Below are 18,727 nucleotides of genomic sequence, written 5' to 3' on the forward strand. Positions count from 1 at the left end.
GATCCGTGGCCTCGACGGCCGTTTCCGGCTTCGCCCGCCGGAGGCTCAGTACGTGACCGTCACCGGCCCTCGGCCCGGGTGGGCCGGAGCGGTCACGGTCAGCGTCTTCGTCGCCGCGTCCCACTTCCACGCCGTCGACGGCGCCCAGCCGTTCCCGACCTTCACCCGGCTCGGGGCCGCCGCCACGCCGAGGAACTTCACCGTCCACTCGCACGGTGCCGCCCGGAACGAGCCCTGCGCGGGTGACACCGTCACCGTGTGCGCCCCGGAGCGCTCGCTGTAGGTGATCTTCGTCGACGACGAACGCGACGACGACACACCGTTGTCTTCATACAGCGAGAACGTCCCGGATCCACCCGGCGCCACCGTCACCGTGACCCGGTTCAGCGGGTTCTGGACGTCGTTGGCGACGTCGGCCGTCCGCGTGGCCGTGATGCCGCCCGCGCGGAGGAACACCGGCATCGTGCCCAGGTCGGACGTCACCTGCTGGGTCGTGCCGCCCGCGTAGGTCTTGCCGGTGAAGTAGTCCGTCCACTGGCCCGGCGGGAACCACACCGACGTCGTCGCCGACGTGCCCGGGGAGGTCACCGGTGCCACCAGCATGTCCGGGCCGTAGAAGTACTCGCTCTGGGCCGCCGCGTACGCGGCTGGCTCGTCCGGGTACTCCAGGTACGTCGGGCGCACCACCGGGACGCCTGTCGTGGCTGCTTCCTGCGCCAGCGTGTAGGTGGTGGGCACCAGGTTTTCCCGCAGGTTCAGGAACTTCGTCGCCGACGCCTTCGCCGCGTCGCCGTACTGCCAGGGCAGCCGGTCGCTGTGGTTGCTGTGCAGGCGGTCGATCGGCTGGAACGTCCCGAGCTGCACCCAGCGCGCGTACAGGTCGTCCGGCAGCTTGGCCGTCTGGCGCTGCTGCCCGCCGGAGGTGTAGGTTTCGCTGCCGCGCAGGCCCGTCGTGTCGTTGTGGCCGCCGATGTCGTGGCTGATCGCCGACATGCCCGTCGCGGCCGACTCCGCCGGGGTGATGCCGACCTCCATCCGCAGCGTTCCCCACGTCGAGGACGTGTCGCCGGTGAAGTGCAGCGTGCTGCGCTTGTCCGCCCACGGCCCCGTCGCCAGCCCCGTCGGGCCGCCGTAGCCGCCGGCCTGCAGCGAGCCGTACGCCCGCGAGATGACGAACCCACGGCCGGTCGCGGGCGCCGCGAGGTCGGCGTACTGCTGGTTGATCCACGCGTCCGGGGTCACGCCGGGCAGGCTCGAGCGCGAGGCGTCACAGCACCAGTCGAGCCACCAGAAGTCGTTGCCCTGCTTCATCATGCCGGCGTGCAGGTCGAGGTAGGCCTTGAGCTGGTCCGGGTCGCCCCAGTCGAAGACGTAGCAGTCGGTGCCGCAGTTCGACTTGGCCAGCTTGCCCTTCGCCGTCGCCTGGGCGCGGGCGAACTGCGGGTCCGAGCCCATGATGCTGGGGTGGATGTTGAGGTTGTTGTGCAGGCCCTGGGCCTTCGACCAGGCGAAGAAGCCGGCCGGGTCGGGGAACTTCGCGGTGTCGAACTGCCAGCCGTTCCAGGTGTCCGGCGCCTTGAAGTCGGTGTCGGTCACCAGGACGTCCAGCGGGACGCCTTCGCTGCGGAACCGGGGCAGGATCGTGTCGCGGTAGTCGGCCGCGGTGCGGTCGATGTACTCGGAGTACCAGACGCCGTAGGCCCAGCGCGGCAGCAGCTGCGGCGGCCCGGTCAGCGTCGCGAGGTCACGCAGCCCGGCCTTGTAGTCGTGGCCGAACGCGAAGAAGTAGCCGTCCTGGTAGGGGTTCCCGCCGTGCGACGGCCGCGGCGTCACGGCGCGGGTCCGCGTGTCGTACAGCGCGGAGATCGTGTCGTCGAGCAGGTACCAGCCGTCCTGGTGCAGCAGGCCTTCGGTGGTCGACGGCGCGCCGTTGTCGCCGTTGACGCCGTCGAGACCGCGCCGGTAGCCGCCGAGCGCGAGGTGCGGCGGCGGCGCGGTGCCCCCGGCCGGGGTGACGGCGACGGTGTCGACGTTGACGTGGCAGCTGGTGTCCTCGGGACAGCCGAGGACGACGTCGTTCGTGCCCGCCTTCAGGTCCACCGGCACGGACGCGCTCTTCCAGGCGTCCCAGCCGTCGGTGATCGGCAGCGTCAGCGTGCGGGTGACGCCGTTCGCGGTGACCGGCGCCGTCCGCATTTCGTGGCGGCCGTCGCCGCCGGTGCCGTTGGCGTAGCGGACGTGCAGCAGGTACGTGCCGTCGGCCGGGACGTCCGCGACGCGGTGGGTCAGCGTCGAGCCGCGGTTGAGCTCGGCGACGAACCCGCGCCCGGCGTACCCGGTGTGGTCGGCCGCCACGACGGCCGATCCCGAGCGCAACCCGGCTTCGGCCTCGCAGCTCGTCCCGGCGGGGCAGCCGCCGAACGCGCGCGCCGAGGCCGGTGGGAAGGGCGCACCGGCGGTCAGCACGGCCAGGCCGTCGAGGTTGACGTTGCCGGAATCGCCCGCGGTCCGCTCGAGGCGGACGCTGTGGTGACCGGCGGCCAGGGTGACCGGGACCGAGGCCAGTGCCCAGGCGTTCCAGTCGGCCGTCGCGGGCAGCGTGAGCTTCTGCGCCGCGCCGCCGTCGACCGAGACGCTCAGGGTGCGCGAGACGTGCTGGCCGTCGCCGCCCTGGCCGTTGGCGTAGCGCGCGGTCACCGAATAGGTCCCCGCGGTGGGCGCGAGGACGTCCGCCGTCACCGAGTTCCCGGTGCTTTCGAAGCCGGCGAGGAAGCCTTCGCCGGTGTAACCGGAGTGGTCGGTCGCGACGCCGAGCCCGTCGGTGGTGAGGTCTTCGGCCTCGCACCGTGCGCCGGCCGCGCAGGTCAGGTGGTGCCAGGGGGCCGCGAGCACCGGGGTCGCGCCCGCGGTCGTGCGGACCTCGAGGTTGCCGCCGTCGAACGGGCCGGAGTTCAGCCGGTAGGTCAGCGTCGTCGCGCTCGTCTTGATCGTGAGGACGCCGCCGGCGACGGTGCTGGTGTACGGCGTCGGCGTGAAGGCACCACGGCCGACGGCGTTGAAGGTGGCGGCGTCGGTGAAGCGGCCGTCGCCCGCGTACTCGGTGCGGATCAAGGTCGGGGACAGCACCTGGAAGCGGGCGTTCCCGGCGGTGACGGTCTGGCGCGCGGGCCCGGCCACGGCGGGCGTCGCGACGGCCACCGCCGCGACGGCGCTCCCGGCGACGGCGAGCGCGCAGGCCCGCCGGATGGTTCTCGCTGTTCTGGTCCGCACGGCGGAACTCCGTTCCGGTGAAGGGGACTCGGCGGCGTTACAACGTTGGAAATCTGAGCACAGGAAATCGGCCGATGTCCAGACCATTGCGCGGAACTTGTCCCGGACAGATCAGCGGCCGGTCACGCCGTCGATCTGCTCCCGCAGGATGTCGGCGTGTCCCGCGTGGCGAGCGGTCTCGCTCGTCATGTGCGCGAGCACCCACCGCAGGGTGTGGGTCTTGCCGTCGATCGGCACCGCCAAGGGCGTGTCCGGGTCACCGGCGGCCCGGATCGCCGCGTCGCTCGCCTCGATCGCCGCGCGGTAGCCGGCCAGGACTTCGGGGGCGGTGAGCCCCTCCGGGACGTCCATTCCCCCATCGCCGGGATTCGGGCCACCGGCGACGTGGTGGCCGAACCAGACCCGCTCGGCGAAGGTCAGGTGGTGGACGAGTCCGAGCAGCGTGGTGCCCGAGCCGACCAGGACCCGGCGCAGCTGCTCTTCGGACAGGCCGTCGGTCTTCTTGAGCACGCACTCGCGGGCGAACGACAGGAACGCCGTCGCGGTGTCGAGCTCACCGCCGTCGTTGCGCGGCACCGGTTTCCGCTGGGTCTCGAGCATGCCTCCGAACCTAGCGCTCAGGCCGAGTCCCGGACCACCAGTTCCGGGTCGAAGATCACCGACTCCGCGCGCAGGGCGGGGTCGGCGATGCGGTCGAGCACCATCCGGGCCATCATTGCGCCCATCTCCTCGACCGGCTGGCGGACCGTCGTGAGCCGGGGGCGGCAGCTGAGCGCGACCCGGCTGTCGTCGAAGCCGACCACCGCCACGTCGTCCGGGACCCGCTTGCCGGCCTCGCGCAACACCGTCAGCGCGCCGTACGCCATCAGGTCGTTGGCCACGAAGAGCCCGTCCAGCTCGGGGTCCTCGGCGAGCAGGCGCTCCATGGCCCGTTCGCCGCCCTGTTCGGTGAAGTCGCCCTCGGCGACCGCGACGTACGCGTGACCGTGGCGGGCCATCGCGTCGCGGAACCCGGCCAGCCTGTCCTGCCCAGCCGGGGTGCCCGCCGGGCCCGCGATCGTGGCGACACGGCGGCAGCCGCGCGAGACGAGCCTGCCGGCCGCGAGCCGGGCGCCGTCCTGGTGGGCGACGTCGACGTAGCAGACCGGCGCGGGGCGGGCCGGCCGCGCGAACAACGCCGTGGGGACGCCGGCGCCGGTCAGCATGCGCGGGAGCGGGTCTTCCGCCGGGTGCAGCGAGATCAGCAGCACGCCGCTCACCTGCTCCTGGCGCAGCTTCGGCACCAGCTTCTCGCGCTCTTCGTCGCTGTCGACGAGCATCAGCAGCGGGTGCAGCCCCTCCGGGCGCAGCTGCGCGAGCACGCCTTCGACGACCCGGCCGAAGAACGGGTCGCCGAACACGCCGCCGGTGAACGCTTCGACGTGCCGCTCCGGTTCGGACACGACCAGCGCGATCCCGCCGGTGCGCCGGGTGACCAGCGAGCGGGCCGCGCGATTCGGGACGTACCCGGTGTCGGCGATGGCGCGCTCGACCGTCTCGCGCAGCTTCGGATCGACGTTGCGCACGCTGTTCACCACGCGGGACACCGTGGCGCGCGAGACCCCGGCGACCCGCGCGACGTCCTCCAGGGTGGGCGGCTGCGTCGTCACCCGTCCTTTCTAGCACGCTGTGAGAGCGCTCTCCCCGTGCTGCCGGCAACTGGGCCGCTGACAAACGTCACGGGTGGCCGGTGCGGGACGGCACTGCCCGCCGCCGGCCCGCGCGGTGAGCATTTCCGCATGACCAGAACCGAAACCGCCGGCTACCGGCCGGTGCTGCTGCTGACCGGCGCGTACACCGCGCTCTCCGTCCTCACCTTCGTCGTGATCGTCCTGTTCCGGGACCACCCCGCGATGGTGACCGACGCGGTCTGGGTGCGCGCCACCATCGTCGTCGCCAGTTCGCTGCTGACGTTCGCCTTCGCCCGCAGCGCCGCCCGGGGTTCGCGCAAGGGGCTCCTGCGGCTGCGGATCGTCTCGGCGGTGATGCTGGTGGCGATCGCCGTCATCGTCGCGTGGCCCGGGTTGTTCCCGCTGTGGCTGCGGATCGAGCAGGCCGCCTGCGGGCTGCTGCTGCTCGGGGTGACCGTGCTGGTCAACGGCCGGCGACCGCGAGGACGGTAGCGTGCCGGTGGTGGACGGGACGAGGGACGTGCAGCGCTGGGTGCGCGGCTGGCGGCTGCGGCTGCTCGACGCCGGCATGCTCGTCTACCCGGCCGTGACCGTGGCCGGAGTGCTGCAGCATTCCGCGGGCCGTGCCGCTTTCGCGGGCTGTCTGGTCGTGGCCGCGTTCGCCGTCGGCTACCTGCTCGCCGCGACCGCGGCGGCCCGCCGGGCCACGCGGCCGTTCTGGCTGCTGACCGGTGGCTGCGCCGTGCTGTTCGCCGTCGCGATCCCGTTCGCCCACGCCGACGCCTTCTTCCTCGCCGCCGTCGTCCTTTCCCTCGCCGTGCCGCGGCTCCCCCGGCGCCTCGCGATCGGGCTGGTGGCGGCGGCCGCGCTCGCCGCCGTCGCCGGGCCCTGGCCGGGCGGGCCGGGCTGGACGCAGGCGGTCGCGCTCGTGTTCACCGTGCTCGTGGTGTCCGCGTTCGCCGAGGCGATCCGGGCGAACACCGCGCTCGTCGAGGCCCGCGCCGAGGTCGCGCGGCTGGCGTCCGAGGCCGAACGGACCCGGATCGCGCGGGACCTGCACGACCTGCTCGGCCACTCGCTGACCGCGATCACGGTGAAGAGCACCCTGGCCCGGCGGCTGGTCACGGCGGAGGCCACCCGCGCGGGCGAGGAGATGGCGGCCGTCGAAACGCTGGCGCGGCAGGCGCTGGCCGACGTCCGCGCGGCCGTGTCGGGGTATCGCGAAGTCACCCTGGCCGGCGAGCTCGCCCGCGGCCGCGAACTGCTGCGCGCGTGCGGGGTCGCCGCGGACCTGCCGACGGCCGCCGACGTGGTCGGCCCGGCGCACCAGGAGCTCTTCGGGTGGGTGGTGCGGGAGGGCCTGACCAACGTGGCCCGGCACGCGCGGGCGACGCGGTGCTCGGTGACGCTCTCGGCGTCCACAGTGGAGGTCGTCGACGACGGCGTGGGCGGGGTCGCGAGCGGGGGTTCCGGGCTCGACGGGCTGCGCGAGCGCGTCCTCGCGGCCGGCGGGTGCTTTTCGGCGGGTCCCCTGGACCCGCACGGGTGGCGGCTGCGGGTGACGGTGTGACCATCCGGTTGCTGCTGGCCGACGACCAGGCGCTGGTCCGGGAGGCGTTGTGCGCGCTGCTCGCGCTCGAGGACGACTTCGAGGTGGTCGCCTCGGTGGGCCGCGGGGACGAGGTCGTCGCGGCGGCGCGCGAGCACCGCCCCGACGTCGCCCTGCTCGACATCGAAATGCCCGGCCTGGACGGCCTGGCGGCCGCGGCGGTGCTGGCCGCGCAGGTGCCGGACTGCCGGATCGTCATGCTGACGACGTTCGGGCGGGCCGGGTACCTCAGGCGCGCGATGGAGGCGGGCGCGGCCGGGTTCGTGGTGAAGGACGCCCCGGCCGACGTGCTCGCCGACGCGATCCGCCGGGTCCGCGGCGGGGAGCGGGTGGTGGACCCGGCGCTGGCGGTGGCGACACTGGCGGCGGGCGAATCGCCCCTGACGGCCCGCGAGCGCGATGTCCTCATCACGGCGCGAAGCGGGGCGACGATCGCGGAGATCGCTTCGCGGCTGTACCTGTCCGAGGGGACCGTGCGCAACTACGTGTCGGCGGCGATTGCCAAGACCGGGGCGCGCAACCGGGTGGAAGCCGTGCGGATGGCGGACGAGCGGGGCTGGCTGTAGCTCGCGGCGCAGGTGCGCGGCTAGGTTGGACCCATGCCCGAACCGATCCTGGTCTCCATCGCCGCCGCACTGGCGGCGAAGGGTGCGACCGGCCTGTACGACCTGGTCAGACGCAAGTTCGCCAAGGACCCCACGGCCGTCGCGGTGCTGGAGGCGGCGTCGGCCGCCCCGGATGACGACCGGCCGATCACGGCGCTGGCCGAGCGGCTGTACGAGGCGGAGGCGGAGGACGGGGAGTTCGCGGAGGCGTTGCGGACGGAGTGGGAGAAGCTGCCGGGCTCGCACGGGGACGTGCACAACTCCGTGACCGGGAACGTCACCGGCAAGGTCGTGCAGCTCCGGGACGTGCACGGCGACATCAACCTCTGAGCCGCGGGAGCGACCGGGACCACCGCATTCGTCGGCCACGCGGCCCGCGGTTGCCCTGGGCCGTCAGCCGAACAGCCGGGCCTCCGCCGCCGCCCAGTCCGCCGTTCCCGATGGCTCGTAACGCCGGATCTCCTGGGTCTCGCGCACCAAAGCCCGCATGGCCGCCAGATCCGGCAGGTCCTCCCCCAGCGCCCGGGCCTGGACCAGCACGTTCCCCAGCGCCGCCGCCTCGACCGGGCCCGCCAGCACCGGGACCCCGCACGCGTCCGCCGTCGACTGGCACAGCAGCTCGTTGCGGGCTCCGCCGCCCACCAGGTGGACCACGTCGACCTGACGGCCGGCAAGGCGGGCCGCGGCGTGGATCGCCCGGCGGTGGGCCAGGGCCAGGCTGTCCACGATGCAGCGGACCACCGCCGCCCGGCCGGCCGGCGGGCGCTGGCCCGTCGCGCGGCAAGCCGCCTCGAGCCGGGACGGCATGTCCCCGGGCCTCATGAACGCCGGCGCGTCGATGTCCACCACCGCCGCCAACGCGGGCGACGAAGCCGCGGCGGCCAGCAGCGCCGGGAGGTCCTCCGGGCACGACCAGGTGCGCAACGTCTCCGACAGCACCCACAGGCCCATCACGTTGCGCAGGAACCGGATGGTCCCGTCGACGCCACCCTCGTTCGTGAAGTTCGCCGCCAGCGCCGCGTCGCTCAGCTCCGGTGCCGGCAGCTCCAGACCGGCCAGCGACCACGTGCCCGACGAGATGTACGCGAAGTTCGTCCCGGGGGCCGCCGGGACCGCGACGACCGCCGACGCCGTGTCGTGCGAGCCGACCGCCACCACCGGCAGGCCGGACAGCTCGTCCGCCGTGCCCACCACCGTCCCCGGGTCGCGCAGCGGCGGCAGCAGCCGCGGTGGGATGCCGACCCGCGAAGCGAGCGAAGCCGCCCACGTCCGCGCACGGACGTCGTAGAGCTGCGTCGTCGACGCGTTCGTGCGCTCGGCGCCGATCGAGCCCGTGAGCCAGTGGTTCAGCAGGTCGGGGATGAGCAGCATCGTCGACGCCGCCTCGAGCCGGTCGCCCTCCGAAACCAGCTGGTAGAGCGTGTTGAACGGCAGCTGCTGCAGTCCCGTCACGTCGTAGAGCTCGCGCGCGGACACCTTCGCCAAGACCTGGGGAAGCACGCCTTCGGTGCGCGAGTCGCGGTAGTGGACGGGGTTGCCGAGCAGCGCGCCGCGGTCGTCCAGGAGCCCGTAGTCGACCGCCCAGGAGTCGATGCCGACGCCGTCCAGGCGCCCGGCTTCGCGGATGCCGGCCAGGGTTTCGCGGTAGAGGCCCAGGATGTCCCAGTACAGCGCCGGCCCCGCGCGGACGCCGCCGTTCGGGAAGCGCCGCACCTCCTCGACCGTCAGCAGCGACGGCCCGGCCGTGCCGGCCATCACCCGTCCGCTGGACGCGCCGAGGTCGACGGCCGCCACTCGCTTCACGGGCGGACCACCGTCAGCTCCAAGCCGAGCAGGTCCGCGACGGCCGTCAGCTCGGCGACGCGGTGGCCGGTGCCGAGCGCCCAGTGGTGCGCGATGCCGCTGGCGGACCACGCGTCGGTCCACTCCCCCGGGTCGCAGCCGAAGTCGACGCGGGAGGTGGTGTTGCCGATCCGCAGCAGCGGACCGGGCACCACGGTGCCTTCCGACGCGATGAGCGTGAACGTCCCGTCGCGGCGCTGGCCGAGCCCGCACAACGTCACCGGCCCGTGCTTGACGTCGAACTCCACCGACACGCCCCACCCGCGCTTGCCGTGGTAGACGCCGAGGCCGCGCAGGAGCGGCTTGCGGGCGCTGATCCCGAGGTGCGCCGGGCCGTCGTGGCCCATCTCGACCACGCCGTCGCGGAAGTTCAGCGCCTGCAGCTCGGTGAACGAGCCGCCGGCACCGAGGCGGTCCATGACGAGCATGGCCAGGGACGTCCGCAGCTCGTACTCGCCGACGGCCGGGATGCCGCGCGCGGTGAGCAGGGACGCGCCGAGGATGAACCCGGCGCCGACGCGTTCGTGGGTCTCCCCGTCGAGGCCGCGGTGGTAATAAGCCAGGGAGTCCAGCGAGAAGTCGTCGACGAGCCGGTCGAGCGCCACCGAAACCCGGGCGCCCCAAGCGAAGTCCTCGTCCACGACGGACTCGTCCACAGTGAACACTTCACGGGCCAGTGCGACGCGCGCGGCGGTCTCGTCGTCGCTGACCTTCTCCACGCGCACCCGCAGGTCGTCGACCTCCAGGATCTCGACGTGCCCGCCGAGCTGGGCCGACACCAGGGTCGGGTCGGTGGAGACGTCCATCATGCCCGGGTAGAGGTGCCCGAGCAGGCCGTGCCGGCCGTGCCGCAGGGCCGCCCGGACCCCGGCCGCCTTGATCCACCGCTCGATCCGCGTCCACGCGCGCGGATCCTCCAAGTACCCGGACACCGAGCGGAACTCCACGCCCAGGCGCCGGAAACTGTTGGCCATCTCCGGCAGCGGGCAGGCGCCGCAGTAGGCCAGCCACGCGCCGGTGTCGAAGGACTCGTGGTCCATCGCCTCGGTGGGCTGCAGGTTCAGCAGCAGGACCGGCGCACCCGAGCGCTGCGCGACCGGCGCCAGCATGCTGGACGTCAGGTACGTCGTGAGAAAGCCGACGATCAGGTCGCAGCCGGCCACCCGCAGCTTCTCCGCCGCGGCCGCGCCTTCCTGAGCGTCCGAGACGAACCCGGCGTCGATCACCTCGCAGTCCATGGTGGACAGCCGCTCGGTGACACGCCGGGCCGAGGCCTGCAGCTGGGGCAGCAGCGCGGGGAACTGCGGCCAGTAGGCGCCGAGCCCGCCGGACACGAGGCCGACGCGGGTGCGGCGCGGGGTGATGCGATCCATGGTCATCGGTCCTCCGTCAGCGCAGGAACGCGGCGGCCACCCCGGCGTCCACCGGCACGTGCAGGCCGGTGGTGTGGGTGAGGTCGCCGCCGGTGAGGGCGAACACCGCCGCCGCGACGTGCTCGGGCAGCACCTCGCGCTTGAGGATGGTCCGCTGGGCGTAGAACTCGCCCAGCTTCTCCTCCGGCACGCCGTAGACGGCGGCACGCTGGGCACCCCAGCCCCCGGCGAAGATGCCCGAGCCCTGGACGACGCCGTCGGGGTTGACGCCGTTGACCCGGATGCCGTGGGCGCCGAGCTCGGCCGCCAGCAGCCGCACCTGGTGGGCCTGATCGGCCTTCGCGGCACCGTAAGCGACGTTGTTCGGGCCCGCGAACACCGAGTTCTTGGAGGAGATGTAGACGATGTCCCCGCCGATGCCCTGCGCGACCATGGCCTTCGCCGCGGCCTGAGCGACGAGGAATGAGCCCTTCGCCATCACGTCGTGCTGCAGGTCCCAGTCGCGTTCGGTGGTCTCCAGCAGCGGCTTCGAGATGGACAGCCCGGCGTTGTTGACCACCAGGTCGATCCCCCCGAACGCCAGCACGGTGGCGTTCACCGCGGCCTGGACCGCCGCGGCGTCGGTGACGTCGGCGGTGACCGCCGTCCCGCCGATCTCCGCGGCGACCTCCGCGGCCGCGTCCCCGTTCAGGTCGGCGATCGCCACGCAGGCGCCTTCGGCCGCGAGCCGCTGCGCGATGGCCTTGCCGATCCCCGAACCGGCGCCGGTGACCAGGGCGATCCGCCCGGCGAGCGGCTTGGGCTTCGGCAGCCGCTGCAGCTTCGCCTCTTCCAGCGCCCAGTACTCGATCCGGAACTTTTCGCTTTCCGGGATCGGGGCGTAGGTCGAGACGGCCTCGGCGCCGCGCATGACGTTGATCGCGTTGACGTAGAACTCCCCCGCCACCCGCGCGGTCTGCTTGTCCTTGCCGAAGGAGAACATCCCGACACCGGGGACGAGCACGATCGCCGGGTCGGCGCCGCGCATCGCGGGCGAGTCGGCATCGGCGTGCCGTTCGTAGTAGCCGCGGTAGGCGTCGCGGTACTCCGCGTGCAGTTCCTTCAGCCGCGCGACGACGTCCTCCACGGGCGCGGTCGCCGGAAGGTCCACCACCAGGGGCCGGACCTTGGTGCGCAGGAAGTGGTCCGGGCACGACGTGCCCAGCGCGGCGAGCGGCTGGAGCTTCTCGCGGGAGAGGAACTCGAGCACGACGTCGCTGTCGGTGTAGTGGCCGACAACGCGCTGGTCGGTCGAAGCCAGCCCGCGGATCACCGGCGCCAGCTCCGCCGCCCGCGCCCGCCGCTCGGCGTCGGGCAGCGCCTCGAACCCGGGCACGACCGGCCCGAACGGCTCCGGAGCACCCCGGGACGCCAGGAACTCCTCGGCGGTCCGGATGATCTCCAGGGAGTTCCGCTCGCACTCTTCCGAGGTCGCGCCCCACGCGGTGATGCCGTGGCCGCCGAGGATCACCCCGATGGCCTGCGGGTTGGCCGCCTTCACCGCGGCGATGTCCAGGCCCAGCTGGAACCCGGGCCGCCGCCAGTCGACCCACGCGACGCGGTCGCCGAAGCACTCCTTGGTCAACGCCGGTCCGTCGGCTGCGGTCGCCAGCGCGATGCCCGAGTCGGGGTGCAGGTGGTCGACGTGCGGGGCTTCGACCAGGCCGTGCATCGCCGTGTCGATCGACGGCGCCGCGCCGCCGCGGCCGTGCAGGCAGTAGTCGAACGCGGCGACCATCTCGTCCTCGCGCTCGACGCCCGGGTAGACGTCGACCAGCGACCTCAGCCGGTCCAGCCGCAGCACCGCCAGTCCCGCCTCGGTCAGCGTGCCGAGGTCGCCGCCGGAACCCTTGACCCACAGCACGTCGGTGGGCGAACCGGTGACCGGGTCGGTCACCGAACCCTTGGCCGAGGTGTTGCCGCCGGCGTAGTTGGTGTTGCGCGGGTCGGCCCCGAGCGCGTTGCTGCGCGCGATGAGCTGCTCCGGCACGGTCATCCTCATGCTCCCCATCCGGCCTGCGTGCCGCCGGCGCGCTCGGCCACGATCTTCTCCTGGTACCCGCTGCGGTGGTAGGCCGCGATCGGGTCCGGGTCGAGCCCGGCTTCGGTGCGCAGCTCGGCCAGCAGCGGCCGGACGTCGGTGTTGTAGGCGTCCATCAGCACGGCGTTCGCGGCGAGCACCTCACCCGACTGCTGGGCGGCGCGCAGGGCGTCACGGTCGACCAGCAGCGCCTTCGCGGTCGCTTCCTGGACGTTCATCACCGACCGGATGATCGCCGGGATCTTCGCCTCGATGTTGTGGCACTGGTCGAGCATGAACGCGATCCCGTACGCCGGGTCCAACGCGTCCGCCCGCACGATCTCGTACATGATCCGGAACAGCTGGAACGGGTCGGCCGCCCCGACCATCAGGTCGTCGTCGGCGTAGAACCGCGAGTTGAAGTCGAACGCGCCGAGCTTCCCGGCCCGCAGCAGGAACGCCACGATGAATTCGATGTTCGTCCCGGGGGCGTGGTGGCCGGTGTCGATGCACACCGTGGCCCGCTCCCCCAGCTCGATGCAGTGGGCGTAGGACGTGCCCCAGTCCGGGACGTCGGTGGCGTAGAACGCCGGCTCGAACAGCTTGTACTCCAGCAGCATCCGCTGGTGGTCCCCGAGCCGCTCGTAGGTCTCGCGAAGCGCCGCCGCGAGCCGGTCCTGCCGGTCGCGGATGTCGTCCTGGCCGGGGTAGTTGATGCCGTCGGAGAACCACAGCTTCAGGTCGCGCGAGCCCGTCGCGTCCATGATGTCGATGGCTTCCAGGAGGTGGTCGGTCGCCTTGCGGCGGATGCCGGGATCGGGGTTGGTCACCGAGCCGAGCTTGTAGTCCTCGTCCTGGAAGACGTTGGTGTTGATCGCGCCGATCTCGACACCGAGGTCCCGCGCGTACGCGGTCAGGGCGCCGTAGTCGCCGACCTTGTCCCACGGGATGTGCAGGGCCACGCTCGGCGCGACCCCGGTGAGCTTGTGCACCATCGCGGCGTCGGCGATCTTCTCCTCCGGTGTCCGCGGGACACCGGGCTGCGGGAACACCTTGAACCGGGTGCCCGAGTTCGCGTACGCCCACGACGGCGTCTCGATGCGCTGGGCCCGCAAGGCCTGCTTCACGGCCGTCAAGTCGCCCACGGCGATCACTGTCCTTCCGCGACGGTTGGGGGTTCGAGGTGGAAGACCTCTTCGAGGAGCTGGAAGCCCTCGTCCGGCGGACCGCCGTCGAGGCCGGTGAAGAACTCCGCCATCTCCGCCTGCCAGCGCGTGTTGACCTCGGTCTTCGCCATGGCGGCCTGCGCCGCGGCGAGGTCGTCCGCCTCGACGTAGCCGATCAGGAGGCCGTCCCGGCGCAGGAAGAGCGAGTAGTTGCGCCAGCCGGTGTCGTGCAGGGCCTGCCGCATCTCCGGCCAGACGGCGCGGTGACGCTCGGCGTACTCGGCCAGCCGGTCGGGCTTGACCTGCAGGCAGAAGCAGTATCGGGGCACAGTCCGTCCTTGGTGGGACCCGGCCGGGCCGCCCGTCGCGACCCGGCCGGGAGTCTGGAAGCCGAACAGTCTCAGAAGTTGAACTTGTCGATGTTGTTCGCGTCGAACGTCGTCGGCGGGCCGAGCACGATCTCGCCGTTCTCGCCGATCGTGTAGTCGCCGAGCTTGCCCGCCTTGAACTTCTCACCCTGCTTGCCGGTGATCTGGCCCCACTTGAGGGCGACGCCGGCGTAGGCGGCGAGGTAGCCGATGTCGGCCGGGTTCCACAGCGCGAACTGCTTCACGGTGCCGTCCTTGACGAAGGCACGCATCTGGTTCGGCGTGCCCAGCCCGGTGACCGCCACCTTGCCCTTGTAGCTCGACGAGCTGACGTACCGCGCGGCGGCCGCGATGCCGACCGTGGTCGGCGCGACGATCACCTTGAGGTTGGGGAACGACTGCAGCAGGCCCTGGGCCTCCTGGAACGACTTCTGGTCGTCGTCGTTGCCGTAGGCGACCTTGTCCAGCTTCAGGCTCGCGTACTCCGGCTTCGCCAGTTCCTTTTTGAGGACCTCGATCCAGGCGTTCTGGTTGGTGGCGTTCGGCGTCGCGGACAGGACCGCGATCTCGCCCGAGCCGCCCGAGAGGTCCTTGGCCTGCTTGGCCAGCGCCTCGCCGATGCCCTGGGTGGTGGCCTGGTTGATGAAGACGTCGCGGCAGTCCTTGGCGGCGTCGGAGTCGAACGCGACGACCTTGATGCCGGCGCCGCGGGCCTGGTTGAGCGACGGGCACACCGCGTTCGGGTCGTTCGCGGCGATGCCGATGACGTCCTGCTGCTGCTGGATCAGCGTGTTGATGTAGCTGACCTGCGACGACGCGCTGGCGTCGTTCGGCCCGACCAGCTTGTACTCGCCCTTCAGCTCGCCGAGGGCCGCCTTGCCGCCGCTGACCTCGATGTCGCTGTAGGGGTTGTTGAGCTGCTTGGGCAGGAACGCCATCTTGACGCCCTCCTTCGCCGCGGCGTTCGGGTTCGCCGCGGCGGTGGACTGCTGGGCGCCGGAGCCGGCGTTGTCGTTCTTGGTCGTGCCGCTGCAGGCGGCCAGGACCAGCACCAGCCCGGCCGAGACCACACCGGTGAGCAACCGTCGGGACATCTTTGTCACCTTTCTGGGGAAACCGCGCTGGCAGCTCGATGGCGGCGCCGGAGCGCCGTTCGGGCCGAGGACACGATGTTGGGGAGCAGGACCGACACGATGAGGAGCACGCCGGTCACGATGTTGAGCGCCTCGTTCGAGACGTCCTGCAGACGCAGCGCGTTCTGCAGCGAGGCGAGCAGGACCACCCCGGCGAGCACGCCGGGCAGCGTGCCCTTGCCGCCGAAGATGGACACGCCGCCGAGCAGCACGGCGGCCACGACGGCCAGTTCGAGACCGAACCCGTTGTCGGCACGGGCGCTGGAGTACCGCAGCGTCCACAGCACCCCCGCGAGACCCGCGACCGCGCCGCTCACGACGTACAGCCAGAACTTGAGCCGCCCGGTGCGGATGCCGGCGAACCGGGCCGCCTGCTCGCCCGCGCCGGCGGCGAACACGCCGCGGCCGATCGGGGTCGCGTGCAGCACGACACCGAAGATCAGCGCGACGACGATCAGCGGGATCAGGACGTTCGGGATCGGGCCGTCGCCGATCGTCCCGGTCACCCAGCTCGTGTAGTCGCGCGGGAAGTCGGCGACCGCGCCGTCGCCCAGCACCACGAAGGCCAGGCCGCGGTAAAGGGCCAGTGTGCCGATGGTGACGGCCAGCGACGGCAGCTTCAGCACGGTGACGAAGAAGCCGTTCAGCGCGCCGAGGACCGCACCGAGCACGATGCAGAGCGGGATGATCGCCTCGATCGTCAAGCCGGCGTCCCACAGCGAGCCCATCACCGCCGACGTCAGGCCGAGCGTGCTCGCCACCGACAGGTCGATCTCGCCGGTGACGATGATGAACGTCATCGGCAGCGCGACCAGCGCGATCGGGAGCAGGTCGAGCAGCAGGAAGGTGAAGTTGCGGCTGGTGCCGAAGTTGTCCACCGCACCCGAGGCGACGATCAGGACGATGACCGTCACGAGCACGACGGCGGCGTCCCAGCTGAGCAGCCGGCCGAGCCGGTTCCCCTGGTCAGACATGGGAATCCCTCTTCTTCAAAGCCTTGGCGACCCGGACGGCGACGAGCCGGTCGGCGCCGATGGCGAGCAGGATCAGCGCGCCGACGATCGCCTGCTGCCAGAACTGGTTGATGTCGAGCACGGCCAAGGCGCTGCCGATGACGGTCAGCAGGAGCGCGCCGAGGCCCGCGCCCCAGACCGAGCCGCTGCCGCCGAACACCGCCACCCCGCCGACGACAGCCGCGGCGACGACGTTGAGCTCGTAGCCCGTCCCGGCGGCGGCGTCCACGGTGCCGAACCGGGCGGCGAACAGGACGCCGGCCAGGCCGGCGAGGGCGCCGCTGATCAGGAACGCCGCGCTCGTGTTGCGGCCGACCCGGATGCCGGCCAGCTGCGCCGCCTGCGGGCTCGACCCCATCGCGTACAGCTCACGGCCGGCGCGGTAGCTGCGCAGCACGATCCCGGCGGCGACCAGGACCAGCACCGCGATGAGGACCAGCCACGGCACGCCGAGCAGCGACGCGGTGCCGAAGTCCAGGAAGGACGCCGGCAGCTTGTCGGCGTTGATCTGCTGACCGCCGGCCCAGAAGTAGCTGACCCCGCGGTAGGCGTACAGCGTGCCGAGCGTGACGACCAGCGCGGGCACCTGGCCGAAGCGCACGAGGGCGCCGTTGAGCAGCCCGCACACCGCGCCCACGCCGAGCCCCACCAGGATCGCGACGATCACCGGCAGGCCCGGGTTGTCCTTCATCAGCGAGCCCACGGCGAACGCCGACAGGCCGAGCACCGAGCCGACCGAGAGGTCGATGTTGCGGGTGATCATCACGATGGCCTGCCCGACGGCGAGCACCGCCAGGATCGCCGTCCCCAGCAGGATGTCGCGGATGCTCTGCCCCGAAAGGAACCGGGAGTTCTGCGTCGCGGTGAAGGCGACCAGGACGATCAGGGCGAGCACGATGCCGGATTCGCGGGCCTTCAGCACGTTCGCGGGCCACGACCGTCGCGAAGGGACGGCCGGTTCCTCCGTCACGCGGGCCTCCTCGGTGACAGTCATGCGGCGGCTCCCTGCCCCATCGCGGCGAACATCACCGAGTCCTCGGTCGCCTCGGCGCGCGGGAGCTCGGCCACGATCCGGCCCTCCCGCATCACCAGCACGCGGTCGGCCATGCCCAGCACCTCCGGCAGTTCCGAGGACACCATCACGATCGCGACGCCTTCGGCGGCCAGCGAGGACATCAGCCGGTGCACCTCGGCCTTCGTGCCGACGTCGATGCCGCGCGTCGGCTCGTCGACGATCAGCACCTTCGGTGCCATCGCCAGCCACTTCGCCAGTACGACCTTCTGCTGGTTCCCGCCCGAAAGCGTGCCGACGGGGTCGCCGAGGCGGCGGTACTTGGTGCGCAGCCGCTCGGTCCAGTGCCGGGCTTCCCGGCGTTCGCTCGCCCCGGTGAGGAAGCCGAGCTTCGAGAGGGCGCGCGAGCGCGGCAGCGTCACGTTCCGCTCGATCGAGAGGTCCATGATCAGGCCCTGCTGGCGCCGGTCCTCGGGCACGAGGGCCATCCCGGCGGCCATCGCGGCCCGTGACGAGTGCGGCTTGAGCTTCTTGCCGCTCACCTTCACCACCCCGGCGTCCCGCTCGTCGACGCCGAACACGGCCTGGACGACTTCCGAGCGGCCGGAGCCGACCAGCCCGGCGAACGCGACGATCTCCCCGGCGCGCACGGAGAAGGAGATGTCGCGGAACACGCCCTCGCGGGCGAGGCCCTCGACCTCCAGCACCACCGCGCCGGGCTCGACGTCCTGCTTCGGGAACAGCGCGTCCAGGTCGCGGCCGACCATGCGCTTCACCATCTCCTCGACGGTGACGTCCTCGATGGCGTCGGTGGAGACGTGCTTCCCGTCGCGCATGATCGTCACACGCTGGCAGAGCTCGGTGATCTCCTCGAAGCGGTGGGAGATGAACATGATCGCCGCGCCTTCCTGGCGCAGCGTCCTGGCGACGGAGAACAGTCGCTCGACTTCGATCTGGGTCAGCGCGGCGGTCGGCTCGTCCATCACCAGCACGCGGGCGTCGGCGCTGAGCGCCTTGGCGATCTCGACGATCTGCTGGTCGGCGATGGACAGCCCACGGGCCGGGCGGGCGGGGTCGATCCGGACGCCGAGGCGGGCGAAGAGCCGCTCGGCCTCGGCGCGGATCGCCGCCCGGTCGATCCGGCCGAGGCTCTTGCGCGGGTGGCGGCCCATCACGATGTTCTCCGCGACGCTCAGGTCCGGGAACAGCGTGGGCTCCTGGTAGATGACCGCGATGCCGGCGGCCTTGGCGTCGGCGGGCGAGCCGAATTCTCTCGCCTCGCCGTCCAGCAGCAGCGTGCCGTCGTCGGGTTTGTGCACGCCGGCCAGCATCTTGACGATCGTGGACTTGCCGGCGCCGTTCTCCCCGACCAGCGCGTGGGCCTCCCCGGCGTGCAGCCCGAAGCTCACACCGGCGACGGCCGCGACCGCGCCGAACGACTTCGTCACGCCGCGCACCTCCAGCAGAGGGGCCCGGCCCGGGCGTGGGCGCGTCATCGCGACCTCCGGATTGAAAGGTTTCACAAATCTGGTGCGGTGAAGCTACTATGCGGCAGAAGAAGAAGTCAATGCATCGGCGCAGCCGTGGCCAAACGGCATCTCCAGCGG

At 72.1% G+C, this 18,727-nt stretch carries 16 protein-coding genes; 4 read left to right on the forward strand and 12 right to left on the reverse strand.

Features of this window, described 5'->3' with window-relative positions; genetic code table 11:
* Positions 1-45: 45 nt before the first annotated feature.
* From ACFVYA_RS24585 to ACFVYA_RS24595, 3 genes are all read right to left on the reverse strand, one after another.
* Positions 46-3,270 carry a TIM-barrel domain-containing protein gene (locus tag ACFVYA_RS24585; protein WP_387048212.1) on the reverse strand — a complete coding sequence of 1,075 codons (3,225 nt, stop codon included), beginning with the start codon at positions 3,268-3,270 and terminating at the stop codon, positions 46-48.
* Positions 3,271-3,381: 111 nt separating this feature from the next.
* Positions 3,382-3,870, reverse strand: a complete 489-nt coding sequence (locus tag ACFVYA_RS24590) for a DinB family protein (RefSeq protein ID WP_387048213.1) — start codon at positions 3,868-3,870, stop codon at positions 3,382-3,384.
* A gap of 17 nt (positions 3,871-3,887) precedes the next feature.
* Positions 3,888-4,919, reverse strand: a complete 1,032-nt coding sequence (locus ACFVYA_RS24595; RefSeq protein ID WP_387048215.1) for a LacI family DNA-binding transcriptional regulator — start codon at positions 4,917-4,919, stop codon at positions 3,888-3,890.
* A 129-nt stretch (positions 4,920-5,048) separates the two neighbouring features.
* Here ACFVYA_RS24595 and ACFVYA_RS24600 point away from each other — a divergent pair, with 129 nt between their 5' ends.
* From ACFVYA_RS24600 to ACFVYA_RS24615, 4 genes are read left to right on the forward strand one after another with little or no spacing between them, the layout of a single operon-like run.
* Positions 5,049-5,432 carry a hypothetical protein gene (locus ACFVYA_RS24600; RefSeq protein WP_387048217.1) on the forward strand — a complete coding sequence of 128 codons (384 nt, stop codon included), beginning with the start codon at positions 5,049-5,051 and terminating at the stop codon, positions 5,430-5,432.
* Positions 5,433-5,442: 10 nt separating this feature from the next.
* Complete coding sequence (locus ACFVYA_RS24605) at positions 5,443-6,510, forward strand: sensor histidine kinase (RefSeq protein ID WP_387048218.1); 1,068 nt, start codon at positions 5,443-5,445, stop codon at positions 6,508-6,510.
* Positions 6,507-7,115 carry a response regulator gene (locus tag ACFVYA_RS24610; RefSeq protein ID WP_285991611.1) on the forward strand — a complete coding sequence of 203 codons (609 nt, stop codon included), beginning with the start codon at positions 6,507-6,509 and terminating at the stop codon, positions 7,113-7,115. Before ACFVYA_RS24605 ends, ACFVYA_RS24610 begins: the two co-directional genes overlap by 4 nt.
* 33 nt (positions 7,116-7,148) lie before the next feature.
* Positions 7,149-7,484 (forward strand): hypothetical protein, encoded by a 336-nt coding sequence (locus ACFVYA_RS24615; RefSeq protein WP_285991610.1) that lies wholly within the window; start codon positions 7,149-7,151, stop codon positions 7,482-7,484.
* Positions 7,485-7,547: 63 nt separating this feature from the next.
* Here the strand turns inward: ACFVYA_RS24615 and ACFVYA_RS24620 are convergent, their stop codons facing one another.
* From ACFVYA_RS24620 to ACFVYA_RS24660, 9 genes are all read right to left on the reverse strand, one after another.
* Positions 7,548-8,948: a rhamnulokinase family protein gene (locus ACFVYA_RS24620; RefSeq protein ID WP_387048290.1), complete on the reverse strand. Its 1,401-nt coding sequence runs from the start codon at positions 8,946-8,948 to the stop codon at positions 7,548-7,550.
* A 5-nt stretch (positions 8,949-8,953) separates the two neighbouring features.
* Complete coding sequence (locus ACFVYA_RS24625; RefSeq protein ID WP_387048221.1) at positions 8,954-10,375, reverse strand: arabinose isomerase; 1,422 nt, start codon at positions 10,373-10,375, stop codon at positions 8,954-8,956.
* 10 nt (positions 10,376-10,385) lie between these two features.
* Positions 10,386-12,404 carry a bifunctional aldolase/short-chain dehydrogenase gene (locus ACFVYA_RS24630; protein ID WP_387048223.1) on the reverse strand — a complete coding sequence of 673 codons (2,019 nt, stop codon included), beginning with the start codon at positions 12,402-12,404 and terminating at the stop codon, positions 10,386-10,388.
* Positions 12,405-12,406: 2 nt separating this feature from the next.
* Positions 12,407-13,582 (reverse strand): L-rhamnose isomerase, encoded by a 1,176-nt coding sequence (gene rhaI / locus ACFVYA_RS24635; RefSeq protein ID WP_387048224.1) that lies wholly within the window; start codon positions 13,580-13,582, stop codon positions 12,407-12,409.
* Positions 13,579-13,923 carry an L-rhamnose mutarotase gene (locus ACFVYA_RS24640; protein WP_387048226.1) on the reverse strand — a complete coding sequence of 115 codons (345 nt, stop codon included), beginning with the start codon at positions 13,921-13,923 and terminating at the stop codon, positions 13,579-13,581. The genes rhaI and ACFVYA_RS24640 overlap by 4 nt, the downstream gene beginning before the upstream one ends.
* A 71-nt stretch (positions 13,924-13,994) precedes the next feature.
* Positions 13,995-15,056: a rhamnose ABC transporter substrate-binding protein gene (gene rhaS, locus ACFVYA_RS24645; RefSeq protein WP_387048228.1), complete on the reverse strand. Its 1,062-nt coding sequence runs from the start codon at positions 15,054-15,056 to the stop codon at positions 13,995-13,997.
* 5 nt (positions 15,057-15,061) lie between these two features.
* The gene (locus tag ACFVYA_RS24650) at positions 15,062-16,069 is read right to left on the reverse strand and encodes an ABC transporter permease (RefSeq protein WP_285991604.1); all 1,008 of its coding nucleotides are present in this window, start codon (positions 16,067-16,069) and stop codon (positions 15,062-15,064) included.
* Positions 16,062-17,102, reverse strand: a complete 1,041-nt coding sequence (locus ACFVYA_RS24655) for an ABC transporter permease (RefSeq protein ID WP_387048229.1) — start codon at positions 17,100-17,102, stop codon at positions 16,062-16,064. The genes ACFVYA_RS24650 and ACFVYA_RS24655 overlap by 8 nt, the downstream gene beginning before the upstream one ends.
* The gene (locus tag ACFVYA_RS24660; RefSeq protein WP_387048231.1) at positions 17,099-18,616 is read right to left on the reverse strand and encodes a sugar ABC transporter ATP-binding protein; all 1,518 of its coding nucleotides are present in this window, start codon (positions 18,614-18,616) and stop codon (positions 17,099-17,101) included. Before ACFVYA_RS24660 ends, ACFVYA_RS24655 begins: the two co-directional genes overlap by 4 nt.
* Positions 18,617-18,727: the final 111 nt, after the last annotated feature.

Source organism: Amycolatopsis sp. NPDC058278, assembly GCF_042881395.1.
In the GTDB taxonomy this organism is placed as follows: domain Bacteria; phylum Actinomycetota; class Actinomycetes; order Mycobacteriales; family Pseudonocardiaceae; genus Amycolatopsis.

What these genes read in the sequence shown, in the direction of transcription:
- ACFVYA_RS24600 (WP_387048217.1), top strand. Translation starts at nt 5,049, where the DNA reads ATGACCAGAACCGAAACCGCCGGCTACCGGCCGGTGCTGCTGCTGACC.
- ACFVYA_RS24590 (WP_387048213.1), bottom strand. Translation starts at nt 3,870, where the DNA reads ATGCTCGAGACCCAGCGGAAACCGGTGCCGCGCAACGACGGCGGTGAG.
- ACFVYA_RS24625 (WP_387048221.1), bottom strand. Translation starts at nt 10,375, where the DNA reads ATGACCATGGATCGCATCACCCCGCGCCGCACCCGCGTCGGCCTCGTG.
- ACFVYA_RS24655 (WP_387048229.1), bottom strand. Translation starts at nt 17,102, where the DNA reads ATGACTGTCACCGAGGAGGCCCGCGTGACGGAGGAACCGGCCGTCCCT.
- ACFVYA_RS24650 (WP_285991604.1), bottom strand. Translation starts at nt 16,069, where the DNA reads ATGTCTGACCAGGGGAACCGGCTCGGCCGGCTGCTCAGCTGGGACGCC.
- ACFVYA_RS24660 (WP_387048231.1), bottom strand. Translation starts at nt 18,616, where the DNA reads ATGACGCGCCCACGCCCGGGCCGGGCCCCTCTGCTGGAGGTGCGCGGC.
- rhaS (WP_387048228.1), bottom strand. Translation starts at nt 15,056, where the DNA reads ATGTCCCGACGGTTGCTCACCGGTGTGGTCTCGGCCGGGCTGGTGCTG.
- ACFVYA_RS24615 (WP_285991610.1), top strand. Translation starts at nt 7,149, where the DNA reads ATGCCCGAACCGATCCTGGTCTCCATCGCCGCCGCACTGGCGGCGAAG.
- ACFVYA_RS24630 (WP_387048223.1), bottom strand. Translation starts at nt 12,404, where the DNA reads ATGACCGTGCCGGAGCAGCTCATCGCGCGCAGCAACGCGCTCGGGGCC.